The sequence below is a fragment of the Methanogenium cariaci JCM 10550 genome (assembly GCF_001315945.1).
GTDB classification, from domain to species: Archaea; Halobacteriota; Methanomicrobia; order Methanomicrobiales; family Methanomicrobiaceae; genus Methanogenium; species Methanogenium cariaci.
The window spans coordinates 23099-36044 of record NZ_BBBG01000008.1 but is presented as its reverse complement, the minus strand read 5'-3'; the positions used below and the strand labels follow the sequence as shown (position 1 = coordinate 36044).

General features: G+C 52.4%; 23 protein-coding genes and 1 CRISPR repeat array (1 of these 24 only partly in view). Of the genes, 2 read left to right on the top strand and 21 right to left on the bottom strand.

The genetic code is table 11. The annotated features are described in order from the left end of the window. Positions 1 to 862: direct repeats of the CRISPR family, unit length 32 nt; unit sequence GTCACACCCTTCGCGGGTGTGTGGATTGAAAT (it extends 4948 nt beyond the left edge of the window). Positions 863 to 1574: 712 nt separating this feature from the next. The 3 genes from JCM10550_RS08385 to JCM10550_RS08375 all read right to left on the bottom strand — a co-directional run bounded on the left by JCM10550_RS08385 (position 1575) and on the right by JCM10550_RS08375 (position 2718). Next, entirely contained in the window at positions 1575 to 2045 is a 471-nt protein-coding gene (locus tag JCM10550_RS08385) for a hypothetical protein (protein WP_157200096.1), read from the bottom strand. A 144-nt stretch (positions 2046 to 2189) separates the two neighbouring features. Next, positions 2190 to 2516 carry a hypothetical protein gene (locus JCM10550_RS08380; protein ID WP_062398438.1) on the bottom strand — a complete coding sequence of 109 codons (327 nt, stop codon included), beginning with the start codon at positions 2514 to 2516 and terminating at the stop codon, positions 2190 to 2192. Then, entirely contained in the window at positions 2506 to 2718 is a 213-nt protein-coding gene (locus JCM10550_RS08375; RefSeq protein WP_062398436.1) for a hypothetical protein, read from the bottom strand. Before JCM10550_RS08375 ends, JCM10550_RS08380 begins: the two co-directional genes overlap by 11 nt. A gap of 141 nt (positions 2719 to 2859) precedes the next feature. Between JCM10550_RS08375 and JCM10550_RS08370 the strand changes: the two genes are divergently transcribed. Next, positions 2860 to 3495, top strand: a complete 636-nt coding sequence (locus tag JCM10550_RS08370) for an HD domain-containing protein (RefSeq protein ID WP_062398434.1) — start codon at positions 2860 to 2862, stop codon at positions 3493 to 3495. A gap of 93 nt (positions 3496 to 3588) precedes the next feature. Then, a complete protein-coding gene (locus tag JCM10550_RS08365) occupies positions 3589 to 4098 on the top strand; it encodes a hypothetical protein (RefSeq protein ID WP_062398432.1) in 510 nt (169 codons plus the stop codon). 60 nt (positions 4099 to 4158) lie between these two features. On the opposite strand, the gene JCM10550_RS08360 is transcribed toward JCM10550_RS08365, so the two are convergent. The 18 genes from JCM10550_RS08360 to JCM10550_RS08280 all read right to left on the bottom strand — a co-directional run bounded on the left by JCM10550_RS08360 (position 4159) and on the right by JCM10550_RS08280 (position 12656). Continuing rightward, on the bottom strand, positions 4159 to 4344 hold the full coding sequence (locus JCM10550_RS08360; RefSeq protein WP_157200095.1) for a hypothetical protein: 186 nt from the start codon (positions 4342 to 4344) through the stop codon (positions 4159 to 4161). A 565-nt stretch (positions 4345 to 4909) separates the two neighbouring features. Then, the gene (locus JCM10550_RS08350) at positions 4910 to 5182 is read right to left on the bottom strand and encodes a hypothetical protein (RefSeq protein ID WP_062398425.1); all 273 of its coding nucleotides are present in this window, start codon (positions 5180 to 5182) and stop codon (positions 4910 to 4912) included. A 286-nt stretch (positions 5183 to 5468) separates the two neighbouring features. Then, positions 5469 to 5618 (bottom strand): cache domain-containing protein, encoded by a 150-nt coding sequence (locus JCM10550_RS20560; RefSeq protein WP_245618904.1) that lies wholly within the window; start codon positions 5616 to 5618, stop codon positions 5469 to 5471. Beyond that, positions 5615 to 5842, bottom strand: a complete 228-nt coding sequence (locus tag JCM10550_RS20555) for a hypothetical protein (RefSeq protein ID WP_218185160.1) — start codon at positions 5840 to 5842, stop codon at positions 5615 to 5617. Before JCM10550_RS20555 ends, JCM10550_RS20560 begins: the two co-directional genes overlap by 4 nt. Further along, positions 5842 to 5997 carry a hypothetical protein gene (locus JCM10550_RS20550; RefSeq protein WP_218185159.1) on the bottom strand — a complete coding sequence of 52 codons (156 nt, stop codon included), beginning with the start codon at positions 5995 to 5997 and terminating at the stop codon, positions 5842 to 5844. Before JCM10550_RS20550 ends, JCM10550_RS20555 begins: the two co-directional genes overlap by 1 nt. A gap of 174 nt (positions 5998 to 6171) precedes the next feature. Further along, complete coding sequence (locus tag JCM10550_RS08340) at positions 6172 to 6732, bottom strand: PKD domain-containing protein (RefSeq protein ID WP_245618902.1); 561 nt, start codon at positions 6730 to 6732, stop codon at positions 6172 to 6174. Beyond that, entirely contained in the window at positions 6678 to 7091 is a 414-nt protein-coding gene (locus tag JCM10550_RS08335) for a leucine-rich repeat domain-containing protein (RefSeq protein WP_157200094.1), read from the bottom strand. The genes JCM10550_RS08340 and JCM10550_RS08335 overlap by 55 nt, the downstream gene beginning before the upstream one ends. 91 nt (positions 7092 to 7182) lie before the next feature. Next, complete coding sequence (locus JCM10550_RS08330) at positions 7183 to 7665, bottom strand: right-handed parallel beta-helix repeat-containing protein (RefSeq protein ID WP_172673819.1); 483 nt, start codon at positions 7663 to 7665, stop codon at positions 7183 to 7185. Then, a complete protein-coding gene (locus JCM10550_RS19660) occupies positions 7625 to 7945 on the bottom strand; it encodes a hypothetical protein (RefSeq protein WP_172673818.1) in 321 nt (106 codons plus the stop codon). Before JCM10550_RS19660 ends, JCM10550_RS08330 begins: the two co-directional genes overlap by 41 nt. Beyond that, complete coding sequence (locus tag JCM10550_RS24770) at positions 7942 to 8067, bottom strand: hypothetical protein (protein ID WP_281175333.1); 126 nt, start codon at positions 8065 to 8067, stop codon at positions 7942 to 7944. The genes JCM10550_RS19660 and JCM10550_RS24770 overlap by 4 nt, the downstream gene beginning before the upstream one ends. Beyond that, the gene (locus JCM10550_RS08320) at positions 8064 to 8369 is read right to left on the bottom strand and encodes a hypothetical protein (RefSeq protein ID WP_218185158.1); all 306 of its coding nucleotides are present in this window, start codon (positions 8367 to 8369) and stop codon (positions 8064 to 8066) included. The genes JCM10550_RS24770 and JCM10550_RS08320 overlap by 4 nt, the downstream gene beginning before the upstream one ends. A 177-nt stretch (positions 8370 to 8546) precedes the next feature. Continuing rightward, a complete protein-coding gene (locus JCM10550_RS08315; protein WP_062398411.1) occupies positions 8547 to 8990 on the bottom strand; it encodes a hypothetical protein in 444 nt (147 codons plus the stop codon). Beyond that, positions 8987 to 9118 (bottom strand): hypothetical protein, encoded by a 132-nt coding sequence (locus tag JCM10550_RS24765; protein ID WP_281175332.1) that lies wholly within the window; start codon positions 9116 to 9118, stop codon positions 8987 to 8989. The genes JCM10550_RS08315 and JCM10550_RS24765 overlap by 4 nt, the downstream gene beginning before the upstream one ends. 271 nt (positions 9119 to 9389) lie before the next feature. Continuing rightward, a complete protein-coding gene (locus JCM10550_RS08305) occupies positions 9390 to 9683 on the bottom strand; it encodes a hypothetical protein (protein ID WP_218185157.1) in 294 nt (97 codons plus the stop codon). A 376-nt stretch (positions 9684 to 10059) separates the two neighbouring features. After that, positions 10060 to 10788, bottom strand: coding sequence for a hypothetical protein (locus JCM10550_RS08300; RefSeq protein ID WP_062398405.1), 729 nt, complete (start codon positions 10786 to 10788; stop codon positions 10060 to 10062). A gap of 4 nt (positions 10789 to 10792) precedes the next feature. Next, the gene (locus JCM10550_RS08295; RefSeq protein ID WP_062398404.1) at positions 10793 to 11080 is read right to left on the bottom strand and encodes a hypothetical protein; all 288 of its coding nucleotides are present in this window, start codon (positions 11078 to 11080) and stop codon (positions 10793 to 10795) included. 220 nt (positions 11081 to 11300) lie between these two features. Then, positions 11301 to 11744 (bottom strand): tetratricopeptide repeat protein, encoded by a 444-nt coding sequence (locus JCM10550_RS08290; RefSeq protein ID WP_062398402.1) that lies wholly within the window; start codon positions 11742 to 11744, stop codon positions 11301 to 11303. 432 nt (positions 11745 to 12176) lie between these two features. Continuing rightward, complete coding sequence (locus JCM10550_RS08280) at positions 12177 to 12656, bottom strand: hypothetical protein (protein WP_157200091.1); 480 nt, start codon at positions 12654 to 12656, stop codon at positions 12177 to 12179. Positions 12657 to 12946: the final 290 nt, after the last annotated feature.

Sequence of the window (12946 nt, the reverse complement as noted above, 5' to 3'; positions counted from 1 at the left end):
TCCTCTGCCTGGTAGTCCCCCCCGCTCTTCTGCTGTCACACCCTTCGCGGGTGTGTGGATTGAAATTCCTGTATAAGCAGCAAAGGGGGTATGTGTTTTTGTGTCACACCCTTCGCGGGTGTGTGGATTGAAATCATCACGACAACACCTGATTGAGCGAATCAAAAAGGTCACACCCTTCGCGGGTGTGTGGATTGAAATGGATCCCTGAAATCGCGATGCGTAATCGCCATCGTCACACCCTTCGCGGGTGTGTGGATTGAAATGAAGAGTGAAATTGAATTATTGATGGATTGGTCTGGGTCACACCCTTCGCGGGTGTGTGGATTGAAATCTGATTCACCCTGAACGAGAGGGCATATGAGCTTGTCACACCCTTCGCGGGTGTGTGGATTGAAATACAATTGGAACGATATGGATCGGGAGGTGCTATTTGGTCACACCCTTCGCGGGTGTGTGGATTGAAATACGTCTTTGTCCCAGTAGGCCCGGAACCGTGAGGTCACACCCTTCGCGGGTGTGTGGATTGAAATTGGATGATCGACCAAGACTACTCGTCCATCGAAGTCACACCCTTCGCGGGTGTGTGGATTGAAATATAATCTGCGCAAGATGCCTAGAGGTGTTATACGTCACACCCTTCGCGGGTGTGTGGATTGAAATGAATTCAGGTAACCGACACCCGCTTTACGGCCATTGTCACACCCTTCGCGGGTGTGTGGATTGAAATTACGGAGATGGCAGGGAATGGGGCCGGGTGTTTTAGTCACACCCTTCACGGGTGTGTGGATTGAAATGATGATTCAGAGTTTACAGAGGTGACCTGCAAAGTCACACCCTTCGCGGGTGCGTGGATTGAAATCAGCAACAAAATATGTTTCTATCCTCTCTATTCCTCATCGATTGTGCGTTTCTTCCTCCCGAAACAGAGAATTGCAATTCATTCATTCATTCATTTTTGGAATGAAAGCACCAATACGCCAGTTAACGCTCAAATTGCGTATAAATCGAGCGCAAACACCCCCCCCAAGACACCCCCCCCACACCCCAAAAAAACCCATCCCCCCCCACAGAAGCCCGGAGCGGGCCGATCTCACCCAAAGACACCCCCCCATACATCCTCTCAAAAAAACAGACAAGCACGCCCCCCCCATAATACTCTGCAATAATCAGACAACAGCTAAAATAACGCACAGAACAACCGTATTTATAGGCCATCCGGGAATGGGCAAAACGGCGCCCGTTTCTGCCGTATTTTCCCAAAATAAAGGGAGCATGGGGGGGGCAGAGAATCTGTTATTGCATAGCCTGCAACCGGGGGGGTACGGCACTGCCTATATGGATGAGGATGGGGGGGATACGGAGAAAGATAAGGATAGGGAGGAGAATGAGAAGAAGGGAGGGAGGAGGAAGCAGGCAGATCGCATGGCTCCGGCTCCGATTGCGGGTGTCTTTCTTTTCTTCACGTTAACAGGAAACGGTGCCCAGCAGATATTCCCTGAAGAGCTCCATCGCCTTCCGCGTCCCCCCCTCTCTCGCCCGTTTGCTATCCTGATACCCCCCCATGGTGACGGTCATTTTCCCCCCCGGAACGTGCTGGTGATAAAACAGTTGGCAGGCATGTAACATCCTGGGTAGCAGACATAGGCATCGGTGAGCCCTGCCATATCCGGGAGAATTAATCGTCCGGGATTCGAGACGAAGACATCCGCGAGACCGGATTTTTGCAGGGCCGCCATCTCCCCGGCCATCTCCTGAACCTGTCTGCCTTCCGGGTCAGAGGCCCTGTCCATCAAAACCTGTTCCCTGATGCCGATGGATGTTTTCTTCAGGAGCTTCGTCTCCCGGATCACCCGGGAAAGAATTTCCTCCATTCCCTCTCCCTCCTTTCGAACGAGCGCAAAGCTGACATTGGCGGACTGATTGCTCATCACCCGTGAACCGTCATTCAGGTGCTGGCGCAGATTGACCGGGAAGAAGATATCAACCGGGCCCCCCCTGTGGCCCGTGAGGTCACTCATCGAAAGGAAATAGGCCGCCATCACCAGATCATTGATGCTGCCCCCCCGAGCGCCCGTGTCCGGCTACGCATTGCCCCCCCAGGTCCGGGGGGCTGATACATTCCCGGTGAAATGCCGAAGCCTCGCGGGACGTGCCGAACGGATCGGGCCACAATGGATTGATCACTTTCATATCCAAAGATTCCGGTGTCCCTTCCAGATCCAATCCCTGAGTCCAGAGCGTGTCACGTGCCGGAATCCCCCCCCTGGTGCGGGACTGATGCTGCCGGGTGTCTGGTATTCCTGTAGCAGTTGGGACATCAGCGTGTGCAGACCGAACGCATCGGCGGCAGCATGAGCGAGGTTGATGACAATCACATCCCCCGACGGTCTGCGCAACAGCCGCACGCGAAACTGCAGCGGCCCGGAGGGATCAACCGATCCTATGACATGGGAATGATAGTCCTCCGGACATTCCTCTACCCGCACCGGAGGAACACAAACATCATCCGCCATCTCCCAGACCGCAGGATCGTTCCCCCCGGACAAGCCGACTGTGAAGCACAGGATGGGCCATGAGACACGCATGAAAAGCCTCCTGAAGAGTGTCAGCGTCAAGGCTCTGGTCAAACTCCATCACTCCGCACAGGGTGGCATCCCCCATGAGCCGGACAGAATCGGTAAAAAGGTCAAGGGACGAAGCCTCACGGGTGTACATGCTCAAACGTGGAATCTCCGGATTGATATATGTACATCATACAACAGTACGGTACCATTTGATGAAACGCGTCTTTCAGGTGTCTCCTGCATATAGCCCGACCCCCCCTTATCACCATCCAGTGCCAACCTCTCTTTCACCATGGATAGCACCGAAAATCAGACAATACTCGCCTATGTCGAGACGTTCTTCAGTCAGTCGGGAACCCACGGCCTCGACCACATCCTCCGCGTCACCCGGCTCTCCCAGGAGATAGGGGTGGCCGAGGGTGCGGATATGCGGGTACTCATTCCTGCCGCCCTCTTCCACGATATTGCCCGCCCCATCGAGGATGAGACAGGCATCCCCCACCAGGAGGAAGGGGGGGCACGGATTGCAGAAGAATATCTCAGGAAGGCGGGCTACGACGCAGCACGCATCGCGGCAATTGTCCACGCGATACGCTCCCACCGATTCAGCACCGGCCCGGAACCGGAGACCCTGGAGGCACAAGTTCTCTCTGATGCCGACAATCTTGACGCCATGGGAGCGGTCGGGATTGCACGGACGTTTATGCGGGCAGGCGAACGCGGGGGGGACGGCATCGGGGGGGGCGCTGTCGGGCATATCCATGAAAAACTGCTGAAGCTTCAGGGGGGGCTGATGTACACGGACACAGCACAGGAGATTGCTGAGCAAAGGCACGCCCTTTTACAGCGGTTTGTTGAGAGTCTGGAGGACGAAACCGCGACCGGCAGATCAGTCGCCGGTGTGTTCCTCCGTGGATCCGTGAAGTGACGAAGGGAGAGGATTATCCGGAGTTCTGATAAACCCCCCATCCCATCGGGCCCCCAACTATTTTATCCCATATACGGAAAAGAGGAGGGAACAATGGAACCTGCCGACCTCATCAGGGACCTTGTCTTCCTCAAGGCCGAGAAGGATCTTGCCGCACGGTTTGGCCTCTCCCCCCCGAGGCCCTCCTCCCATTCATCTTCTCCTTACGGTTTGGGGGGGCGACTGGAGCTACGCATCCGAGAATCTCAGGCTGTATCGGTGATGAAGAAGACCTCGGTGTACGACGAGGAGACAAAGCTGGGCTCCTCTCTGGAGGAAGTCTATCTCCTTGTGAACCCGGCGATAAAAGAGGGCGAGGGGGGGACCGTCCACCGGCTCGAAAAATGCGGAAACAAACCCGCCCGTCTCCTCGTGGAACGGCCGTTCCGGGTCAAAGTCAGGGCGGACAGGATCCTGAAGATGACAATCGACCCGCTTGCAGGAGAGATCAGGTCGAGGATCCGGGCAAAAAGGAGATCTCCTTCGAGGGTTCCCCCCCGGCATATGGCCTCGCCCACGAAATCGAACACCTGGAGAAGAAAGAAATCGCGGGAAAGGATCTGAGCGAGCTCCGGTTTGTGTGATCCAAAAGGCCTTACGATCACAGTTTTTCTCTGATTGACTTCAATAGAAAACCAAATTCACTTCATCACCCTCAATTTCAAACAGACTTCCCTCAGGAATTTCTGCAACCGGTTTCAACACCTTTCGAATACCTTCCCAGACCGTTGCAGGCCATTGGTTTACCTGCCTGAAAACGGTGGAGATTGGGGGGGTGGCATGTTGCAGGGTGATATCGAGTATATTCACCAACACGGAAAGATCCTCCATACCAGGTCTCTGCCGGGTGGCCGAAGGAAAGGATTGATTCGTCATCTAATCCACCAATGATGGACATATTTTTTGTTTTCCCGGAAATCAGAACATTGTTCGGGATCTCTTAATGCCAACCAAACAACAGAACAAAGGTTACAACAAAAAAGGAGGTGACTATGTGATTTCCAGAATCCCGGCAAGGAAGCTCTCGGATGCCGAGTACCAAAGAATATCCCAGATGCTTCAGTACCGCAGAAGAGAATCGTAAGATAACCAAACCCACAGGGAACTCTATTCAGTTCATCGCCGGTGCAGCCGCCCGGAAAGGAATCTCTTTTACCAATCATTCATCACCGTTTCTTCTGCCGTATATGTTGCGTATTTTCTCCGCAGGATAGCAAAACACTTTGAGGATTCCTTCTGCCAACCGGTGGGATTCCGAGAGGAAGGGCAGGGGCGGCGGACCAGGACAGAGATGTCATGTACAAAGACCCTGTGGATGATGGCAGAACGGAATAACCCCCCCAACCTCTGGGGGGGCAATGTGCCCCCCCTCCGCTCACCACCGGAACCGTCTCTGTTTCTCGTCTTTCTCCTCGGTGGTGAGCAATTCATATGAGTGTAGATCACCTTCTTCATTGAACTCAAGATCGAGCATCAGTCCCGTTCCTGTGTGCTGAAATTCAGCCGATGCCGGGTCTGATCCCCCCCTCTGGATGAAACCCAGTGCCAAGAGCTCCTTCTCAATATCCGTGAAAGTATAACGGGACGATTCATCCAGGAGCTCTTCGGTTTTTTCCTTCACCTCAGCCCTGCCTAAGTAGGTCTCCATGAACCGTCAATTATCCGCCCGGAATATAAATCAGTTGTGCCCAGGATGCACACGGTCCACGGGCGCTGGGGTAGACCCAAAAGGAACAAGGGGGCACCTCCCCCCCGTCAGGCACTCCCTGAATCGGGCGGCAAGCCATATGCCTCAATGGTTCTCCCTTTCGAAGATGGGTGAGCCGGGCGTGCCGTATGGCATGAGGGGTGGACGGGTTTGGTGATGTTCAGCTGTCTGGACAGGTTACCCCCCCTCCGGGGGGTCGGCCCCCCCCGCTCACGTTCGGATTGTTTTATTCCGGATCATAGATGCCGGACCCGATGATCCAGCTCTGATCCACTTCCACGACGTAGCTGAGTTTGGGTTTGACGGTGTTGTTGTCCGAAGGGTCCAGGTACTGGTAACGGACGAACCCACCACCGGACTGCGCCATTTCGATCATTTCCCGGATAAAGGCGGTGCCGTCGGCATCGGTTGTGTTCCAGCGCTCTTGCCTATCAGGTCAGGCTGGAAGGGGGGGAGAGCAAGAGTGGTTCCCTCAAGGTCGTAGGAGAAGATGTAGAGTTCACCCTTCACAAACTGGCCGGACGGGTTGTTGAATTCGCGCAGAGCTGCCTCCTGTCCGTGCACCTCGGCATATTCGGAGGCGTTCTGGACAAATGCCATCAGCTCTTCAGGGAGGGAGGTGGTGTCGGAGTAACCACAGGAGTCGCCCCCCCCGCCTCGTTCTGGTTCACAGAAGCGGTGTCGGTGCAACCGGCCACCAGGATGATGGCCATCAAAAGTGCGAGAACGGGGGGGAGGATGGTGTAGGTTCTCATGCATTGGAATCAGGGTGCTACTATATAAATGGTTCCGCGAATCTTTCCCTTTCCCATATCCCGGACATACGGTTGCTGCCGACGTGTTCCGCCGGAACGGTCGTTCTTCGGAAAGGCAAACAATGATTTGACGATTACGGGGGGGGCGAACTCCCCCCCGGCCAAAGACAGCCATCACAACCTCTCTAAAAAATGAACAATGGCATCCGTTCCGGCCGTATTTTTACAAAAACAGGGAGTTCGAGGATCATGGAGAATCATTTCTCCGCATAATAACCCCCCCGCAACACCCAGAATGCCACAGACCATCACCATTATTCCCCCCCCGCCCGCGGGGAATTCATCCACGGGGGTGGGGTGCGGTGCGTGCACGTGGATATAATCCTCATGCACGGTGGTGTCGCACCCGCACGCATTTTTGACGGTCAGGCAGACGGTGCGGGTTCCGGCGGTCATATAGGTGTGCACCGGGTGCTGCTCGGTGGAGGTCGTGCCGTCGCCAAACTCCCAGCACCATTCCTCCGGCCCGCCGGTCGTTCGATCGGTGAACGTGACCGTCAGCGGTGCGACCCCCCCTTCGGTCACATCCGCCGTGAAGTTCGCCGGCAGGGCCGGGGGGGTCACCTGCGGTTCATAGAGAACCTGCACCCCCCCTCGTGCCGAAAGCGTCCCGATTGCCGTCATCGCCGCAGACCCCCCCGGTGTGAGGTCAAGATTGTTGCACCGCAAGTCCACCTCGTCTCCCGGTCCAATCCCCCCCCGGCATCGCTGTTTGTCACCAGCGGGGTGAGGTCGCGAATCTCGTTATGGGATAGCACCAGCTCGTGGAGGCTGGTCAGTCCGGCAAGGGGGGGGCAGATGTCGCTGACGCGGTTGTTGTCGAGCCAAAGCAGCTCCAGACCACTTGCATACTCCAGCCCCGAAAGGCACCCGATCCCCCCCCGGTCAGGGGGGGCAGAGAGCACCGTAAGATTGGCCATATCTTCGGCGCTGATGTCTCCTTCAGGAATACCGAGCGCTTCACGCACCGCCTCCTCAAGACCGGCATCGGCAAAGAACACAAACCCGCACCAGTCCACGCTATCGCCGTGCACCGTGCACCGGGTAAAGACGTTATTCCCGCAGAACTTCCCTTGGTAGACGCCGCACCCCCCCGGCTGGAGATGCTACAGTCGGTGAACGCATTCATCCGGGATCCATCAAGGAACACCCCCCCGTATTCACCCCCCCCGAAAATCTGGCAGTTCGTGAAGGTAGCCTCGCCTCCACCAAACACCCCCCCGTATTTATGCCCGTAAATAGTGCAATCTCTGAAGGTGCCTTCACCGAACACCCCCCCAGCCTCACCCCCCCCGGAAATTGCGCAGTTGGTAAAAGTGGCGCTTCCGACAAACACTCCATATTCACCCCCCCGAAAATGTTGCAGTTCGTAAAGGTGGTCTCGCTTCCGCCGGACACCCCCCCTGCGTGCGGATAATCCGTGTTGGCGATACCGCAGTCGATGAAGGTGGTCTGCGTGGACCCGTCAAGGATGAAGCCATCACCTCGTGCAACAAATCCACATTTTCGGAAGATAGTATGCGTGGAGTCTTTGAGATAGGCGCCAATGTAGCTGTCAATCACTCCGCTACGGGTGAACGTGTTGCCGCTGGTTCCGTCGATGATCATGCCGGTAGCGCCGCCCCCCCAGGAAAAATCCATCCACAATACAGTTGGTGAAGGTGTTGTGCGATCCCCCCCAGACAATAAATCCCTCCCGAATCCAATGCGAACCATCGATATACCACCCAGTGAGTACACCTTCGAGAATATTATTGTCGGATTCCACCCACACCCCCCCGGAGACCACCATGCATCCGATGAGGATTGTCCCGTCCGCCGTCAGGGAGACCCTGCCGTCGATCCCCCCCGCATCATAGCCGCCATACAGAATGAGACGCTTATTCACCACGACATCCTCTTTGTACGTTCCGCTCCTGATGATGATGATATCGCCATCCGATGCGGCATCGATGGCATCCTGAATGGTGGCAAAATCGTCATCCGGGCCCGGTCCGACGGTCCACTCATTCCCCCCGCGTGCTGTCCCTCAGTACGGTTTCACCGGCAGGAGCAGCTTCCCTGAGCATCGTTTCACCGGCGGACGGGAGTTCTTCGGACGCATAGGTCTGGATGCGGCCGTGTTCCGGATCGTTCACATAGACATTCCCCGCAGCATCCATCGCGATGCCGTAGGGGGGGTGAACGGACTCCCTGTCGGCGGGTGCGAATGACCCCCAAATGACAACATATTCCTTCCCGTCTGTAGCTGCCGCCAGCGACGGGAGCAGCATACATACGAATACCAGTGCCACTACCTTGTACCACCTCATCTGCTTCACCGCGGGCGAATCACGTTTACAGCAAATAATGGTATGCAAGGCAGACCCCTGGTACCTGTCCCTCTTCGTTCCCCGGTCGTACAGATCGGGGGGGTTGCCCGTAATCTGGCGGGAGAAGATCGGATCTCACAGGAAAAAAAGGAAAAGAAAACGATCTGACAACTCCGATCAGTCACCCTCATATTTTGAAGAAAGGGAAAAGACAACCGGTATGTCCTCTGCACCGGCAAGTTTTCCGTTTTTGTTCCAGACAGAATAAATCCTGTCCATGGTAGATTCATTCACGGGTATGTCTTTGTCCCACCAGACCTCAATGTATCCTTCATAATATAACCCATAACCAACAAGAGGGCCGCCTTCCAGGCCCATATACTCTGAAAGTTCGGCACGGGACAGGTTAATCGCTTCAGGCATCACTTCGTATATATTATAGTCATCCTGCGAAAAATTCCCATACTTCCTGATAATGACGACGGAATCCGGGACGTCACTCTCCTCCCCCCCTGCCGGGCCGGAGAATGCGGTCATGCCGCTTATGATGATATACGATATGATGCCGAAAACGATGACGGTCAGGATGACCAATCCGTATTTTTGAACATTCTCATTCATGTTCTACCTCTGCGCTCTCTGTGGAGGAACAGCCCGATATGACCCGGCAGACCGGTGGCAAAGGTTGCCCCCCCGGAAAATACCCCCCCCGGCAGGCCCGGAGCCTGCATGCCTGTTTTCGATTTCATCTGTTTCCCTCTTAAACCCCGGGCAGACCCCCCTGTTCAGGCAGCACCGGATCTCCTGAAGATCCATTTCATTTCATCATACATAGCTCTTCAGACCGAATCGTCGAAATAAAAAAGGAGGGAGATATTTCAGTTTACCGTTCCGCAGAACTGACAACAAGGTATCCGCCATCAGAGACCGGATTCACGGAATGAACATTTTATGGGCCAATCGTTTACCCGTCATCGAATGGTTCCCGTCCCGTTGGACATAACCCCAAAAATCCCGGATTCAGGTGCCTTTGCTCCGGGACTTCAGAACACGGGAGTAGAGTATCAAAAGCACAAATAGTATGATCATTCCAATTGCTCCAAAAATAAGGAGAACCGGTCGGTAAAAAATGCTGAATTCACGATCCGGCACCGAATCATCATACAGTACCTTGTCCCCCCCTATAACAGGCTCTTTGAGCACTGCCTCCGATGAACTACTTACTGGCGTGTTTCTTACGGCATTCGTGGTCTCAGGGAGTTTCGGACGGCCCATGATCGGGTGAATATAGGCTTTGGAATCCGGCCCTCTCACCTGATCGTTCTGATCAGCAAAAGAGATCAGATTCCCGTCTGTGTTGCTCATCTCTACCGGGCTACATTCATAGATTGGAGAGTATCCTGCTACAGACCCAACAAGGAGAAAAGATACCATCATTATTGCAACTTTGGGATGGATTTGAGTCATTAAATAGCGCAACTGCCTTTCCAATACAAGTATCTGCAAATTGTGAATCAAGCCTGATTGCGGTATCATAATATTCCAGCGCTTTTTCATTCCTGCCACCCGCTGCAACACTGCCCATTCCTTTTGTCGTCCATTCTCCGGCAGACTCCCGGAGGTTTGGTATCAGTGCACCCGGAACCAATATGAAGAACACCCACGGAAAAAACGGGGATTGTTATTTTCATCACCGATATTCCACAACTTCAGCCTTTTCAAGATCAGGGATGGTGAAAACAGTGCTACAGGGAGAATCATTCTGTGGGACGGCAACCGACACGGTTTTTTCCCCCGATACCATGACGGATTCATATTCCATTCTATAACAGATAGTAATTTCATAAAAGGGCTCATCCGTATGAAATTCCACTCTTTTCAGGGGGGGAGTCAGTTCACCAGTATCCAGAACAAAAATATCTGAATAGCTACTGGCACCGTAGCTCAGGTCTCCCGACTGTGAATCGACATCAATGGCCAGTCCTGCCTTTTCGCCAAACCATTCCCGGTAGGGTATCCGCTCAATTTCCGTAAACAGACTAAGGGGGGGATGCGTTCCCTTAGGGGGGGGTACGCCGTCGATTTTTGATGAGCGCCAGGTAATTGCCCCCCCTTTCGGGTTGACGCCAACATGATACCATTGATGTATGCCCTCCTCGTCTCCGTAGAAATCAAAGATCAATGATTCGATCACTCCGTCCGGCGCAGTTATTATCGATATCTGGCTGAGAATTGCAGTTGAATTGTCAACGCCGGTCTGGTCGGTGACAATACTCCACAAGTTTGACAACGGCAGACCGTAGATGCCTGGTGGGAGAGAGAGTGTATCAGCGTCATGCATGAGCACAAATGTAGAACCGGCACCAACCAGGAGTGATACGCATATCGCCAGGATGAGAACTGCTGTCTGTGTGTTCATTCTATCACAGATCTCTGTTGTCCATATTGTCTAAACGTTGTCTGATTTCGGATATGTCATGGTTGACAGACCCGAGTGACTCCTCCAGATGATTCATGTCAATGACGTTACATTCATTATCGGTATGCAGCTCAATCTGAGTTTTGACCCATTGCAATATGTCAGAACCCACCAGAACAAGTGCAATGAGTAACACGACAATGGCCATGAGGATCAACTGACCGGTGAATACGCCAAACAGAACGGCAATGATACCCGCTATAAATGCCAATATCAGATGATTTCGCTTCATTTTTTTCCTATCTCCTTATCGCAGAAAGACTCATCCACCTGTTCCGGACGAATGAGATGCCCTGAAGATCCATTTCATTTCATCATACATATCTCTTCAGACCAAATCGTCGAAATGGATTGACCCGTTTGGATGATTCTGCCGGAAGAGCGTGAGGTCATACCGTGATAACCGCAGAATCATCGCAGGAAAAGATGAATGATTCTGTGCAAAATCGTTTTCACGATTCTTCCCGGATAAACTCAGACCGTATTCTTTTGGCGAACGGTTCATACTGAGGGTTTATTTCAACAGCCCTTTCAAGGCATTCTTCACCCTCGTCATATCTTTGCAGAATAATTAACGAAAATGCCTTTTCATAATACGGAAATGCATATTCTGAATCAAGCTCAATTGCGATATTATAATACTCCAGTGCTTCCTCATGCCCATGCGTAGCAGCAATACACATTCCTTTTACTGTCCATTCGAAGGGATTTTCAGGATTCGTCTTGAATTTATCCGGATCTTCCAGATGTTCTGACATCCATTTCTGATGGGTGACGTTATCGTCCGTTATTATACGGTTACCTACCAGCGCGGGTATGTAGTCCATACATCCGGCCGACAGGATGATGGCTGTGAGTATCACACCCGTGACGAGAAAATACCTGATTCCCTTCATTTTTCCCTCTCTCCTTTTTCAGGCAGACTCATCCACCTGTTCCGAACGAATGAGATTCCCTGAAGATCCATTTCATTTCATCCTACATATCTCTTCAGACCGAATCGTCTAAATGGATTGACCGATTTGGATGATTCTGCCGGAAGAGTATGAGGTCAGATATTGATAATCGCTGATGACAGGGAACCGTTCATTTTTACCGGCCATTTCATTGCGACGGCGGGCGATGGGATGGAAAACGGTGAGAAGAATGTGAGTATTGTCATACCTTCTCGAATGGTTCCGGGGTTGTGGGATGAGATGTCTGAAAAAATGGTGAAAGTCATTCTATTTATCCAAAAAATAGACCCAGGAGCCAAAATAATAAGGGCACCACGAAAGGCAGGATGAAAATCATCACAAAAAATACTACAAGTACCAGCAGAATTCCAATTAATATATTGTTACCATCCGTTTTTTTGTCCCGATTTTGGCGAAAATCGAATCAATTGTCGATTCAATCATAGTTGGATTGTCATCACCTTTACAGAGTATGGCTACAAGGGTATGAATAATCAAAAAAACAAGCGAGATGATGAATAACTTCAATAAATACGGAGAATAGAGATTATCGGTCAGTGTCTGGATTGTTACGGCCGAATCAACGAATGTGTAACCGAAGTAGAGAACGGCGAGAGCAGCAACCGCCAGAGTGTATCGACGATATTTTATCAGGAGAAAAGCGAGCGAACCGGCACCGATTGCTTTGAGGAATAAGTACAGCCCGGCCGGAGTTCCATTGAGTTTCACTCCGAAATAATAGGCTTCCCAGTTGATAATAAAGACAAAAATGTAGGTCAGAAAAGACAGGAGAAGAATAGCGATGAGGGCATATTTAAGTAATACATCGAAATTTTTTAGAATTCGTTTCATTTTCATTCTTGTTTCACCGATTTTTACCGCAGGCAGACTCGTCCCCCCCCATTTTCAGGCAGCACCGGATCCACTAATGATCCATTTCGTTTCACCCTACATATCTCTTCAGACCAAATCGTCTAAATGGATTGACCGATTTGATGATTCGGCCGGAAGAACGTGAGTTCAGATAGTTATAATCACATAATCATGGCAGAAAAACGTCATTTTTACTGGCAGTCCTTCTCCTTGCGGCACTGTTCATTGCGCCTGCGGCGGCAGGCGATGTGATGGAAAAAGTTGAGACG

What these genes read in the sequence shown, in the direction of transcription:
- JCM10550_RS08380 (WP_062398438.1), bottom strand. Translation starts at nt 2,516, where the DNA reads ATGGCGGATGATGTTTGTGTTCCTCCGGTGCGGGTAGAGGAATGTCCG.
- JCM10550_RS08375 (WP_062398436.1), bottom strand. Translation starts at nt 2,718, where the DNA reads ATGTACACCCGTGAGGCTTCGTCCCTTGACCTTTTTACCGATTCTGTC.
- JCM10550_RS08370 (WP_062398434.1), top strand. Translation starts at nt 2,860, where the DNA reads ATGGATAGCACCGAAAATCAGACAATACTCGCCTATGTCGAGACGTTC.
- JCM10550_RS08365 (WP_062398432.1), top strand. Translation starts at nt 3,589, where the DNA reads ATGGAACCTGCCGACCTCATCAGGGACCTTGTCTTCCTCAAGGCCGAG.
- JCM10550_RS08350 (WP_062398425.1), bottom strand. Translation starts at nt 5,182, where the DNA reads ATGGAGACCTACTTAGGCAGGGCTGAGGTGAAGGAAAAAACCGAAGAG.
- JCM10550_RS20560 (WP_245618904.1), bottom strand. Translation starts at nt 5,618, where the DNA reads ATGATCGAAATGGCGCAGTCCGGTGGTGGGTTCGTCCGTTACCAGTAC.
- JCM10550_RS20555 (WP_218185160.1), bottom strand. Translation starts at nt 5,842, where the DNA reads ATGGCATTTGTCCAGAACGCCTCCGAATATGCCGAGGTGCACGGACAG.
- JCM10550_RS20550 (WP_218185159.1), bottom strand. Translation starts at nt 5,997, where the DNA reads ATGAGAACCTACACCATCCTCCCCCCCGTTCTCGCACTTTTGATGGCC.
- JCM10550_RS08330 (WP_172673819.1), bottom strand. Translation starts at nt 7,665, where the DNA reads ATGATCATCGACGGAACCAGCGGCAACACGTTCACCCGTAGCGGAGTG.
- JCM10550_RS24770 (WP_281175333.1), bottom strand. Translation starts at nt 8,067, where the DNA reads ATGAGTGGACCGTCGGACCGGGCCCGGATGACGATTTTGCCACCATTC.
- JCM10550_RS08320 (WP_218185158.1), bottom strand. Translation starts at nt 8,369, where the DNA reads ATGAGGTGGTACAAGGTAGTGGCACTGGTATTCGTATGTATGCTGCTC.
- JCM10550_RS08315 (WP_062398411.1), bottom strand. Translation starts at nt 8,990, where the DNA reads ATGAATGAGAATGTTCAAAAATACGGATTGGTCATCCTGACCGTCATC.
- JCM10550_RS24765 (WP_281175332.1), bottom strand. Translation starts at nt 9,118, where the DNA reads ATGAAATCGAAAACAGGCATGCAGGCTCCGGGCCTGCCGGGGGGGGTA.
- JCM10550_RS08300 (WP_062398405.1), bottom strand. Translation starts at nt 10,788, where the DNA reads ATGAACACACAGACAGCAGTTCTCATCCTGGCGATATGCGTATCACTC.
- JCM10550_RS08295 (WP_062398404.1), bottom strand. Translation starts at nt 11,080, where the DNA reads ATGAAGCGAAATCATCTGATATTGGCATTTATAGCGGGTATCATTGCC.
- JCM10550_RS08290 (WP_062398402.1), bottom strand. Translation starts at nt 11,744, where the DNA reads ATGAAGGGAATCAGGTATTTTCTCGTCACGGGTGTGATACTCACAGCC.
- JCM10550_RS08280 (WP_157200091.1), bottom strand. Translation starts at nt 12,656, where the DNA reads ATGAAACGAATTCTAAAAAATTTCGATGTATTACTTAAATATGCCCTC.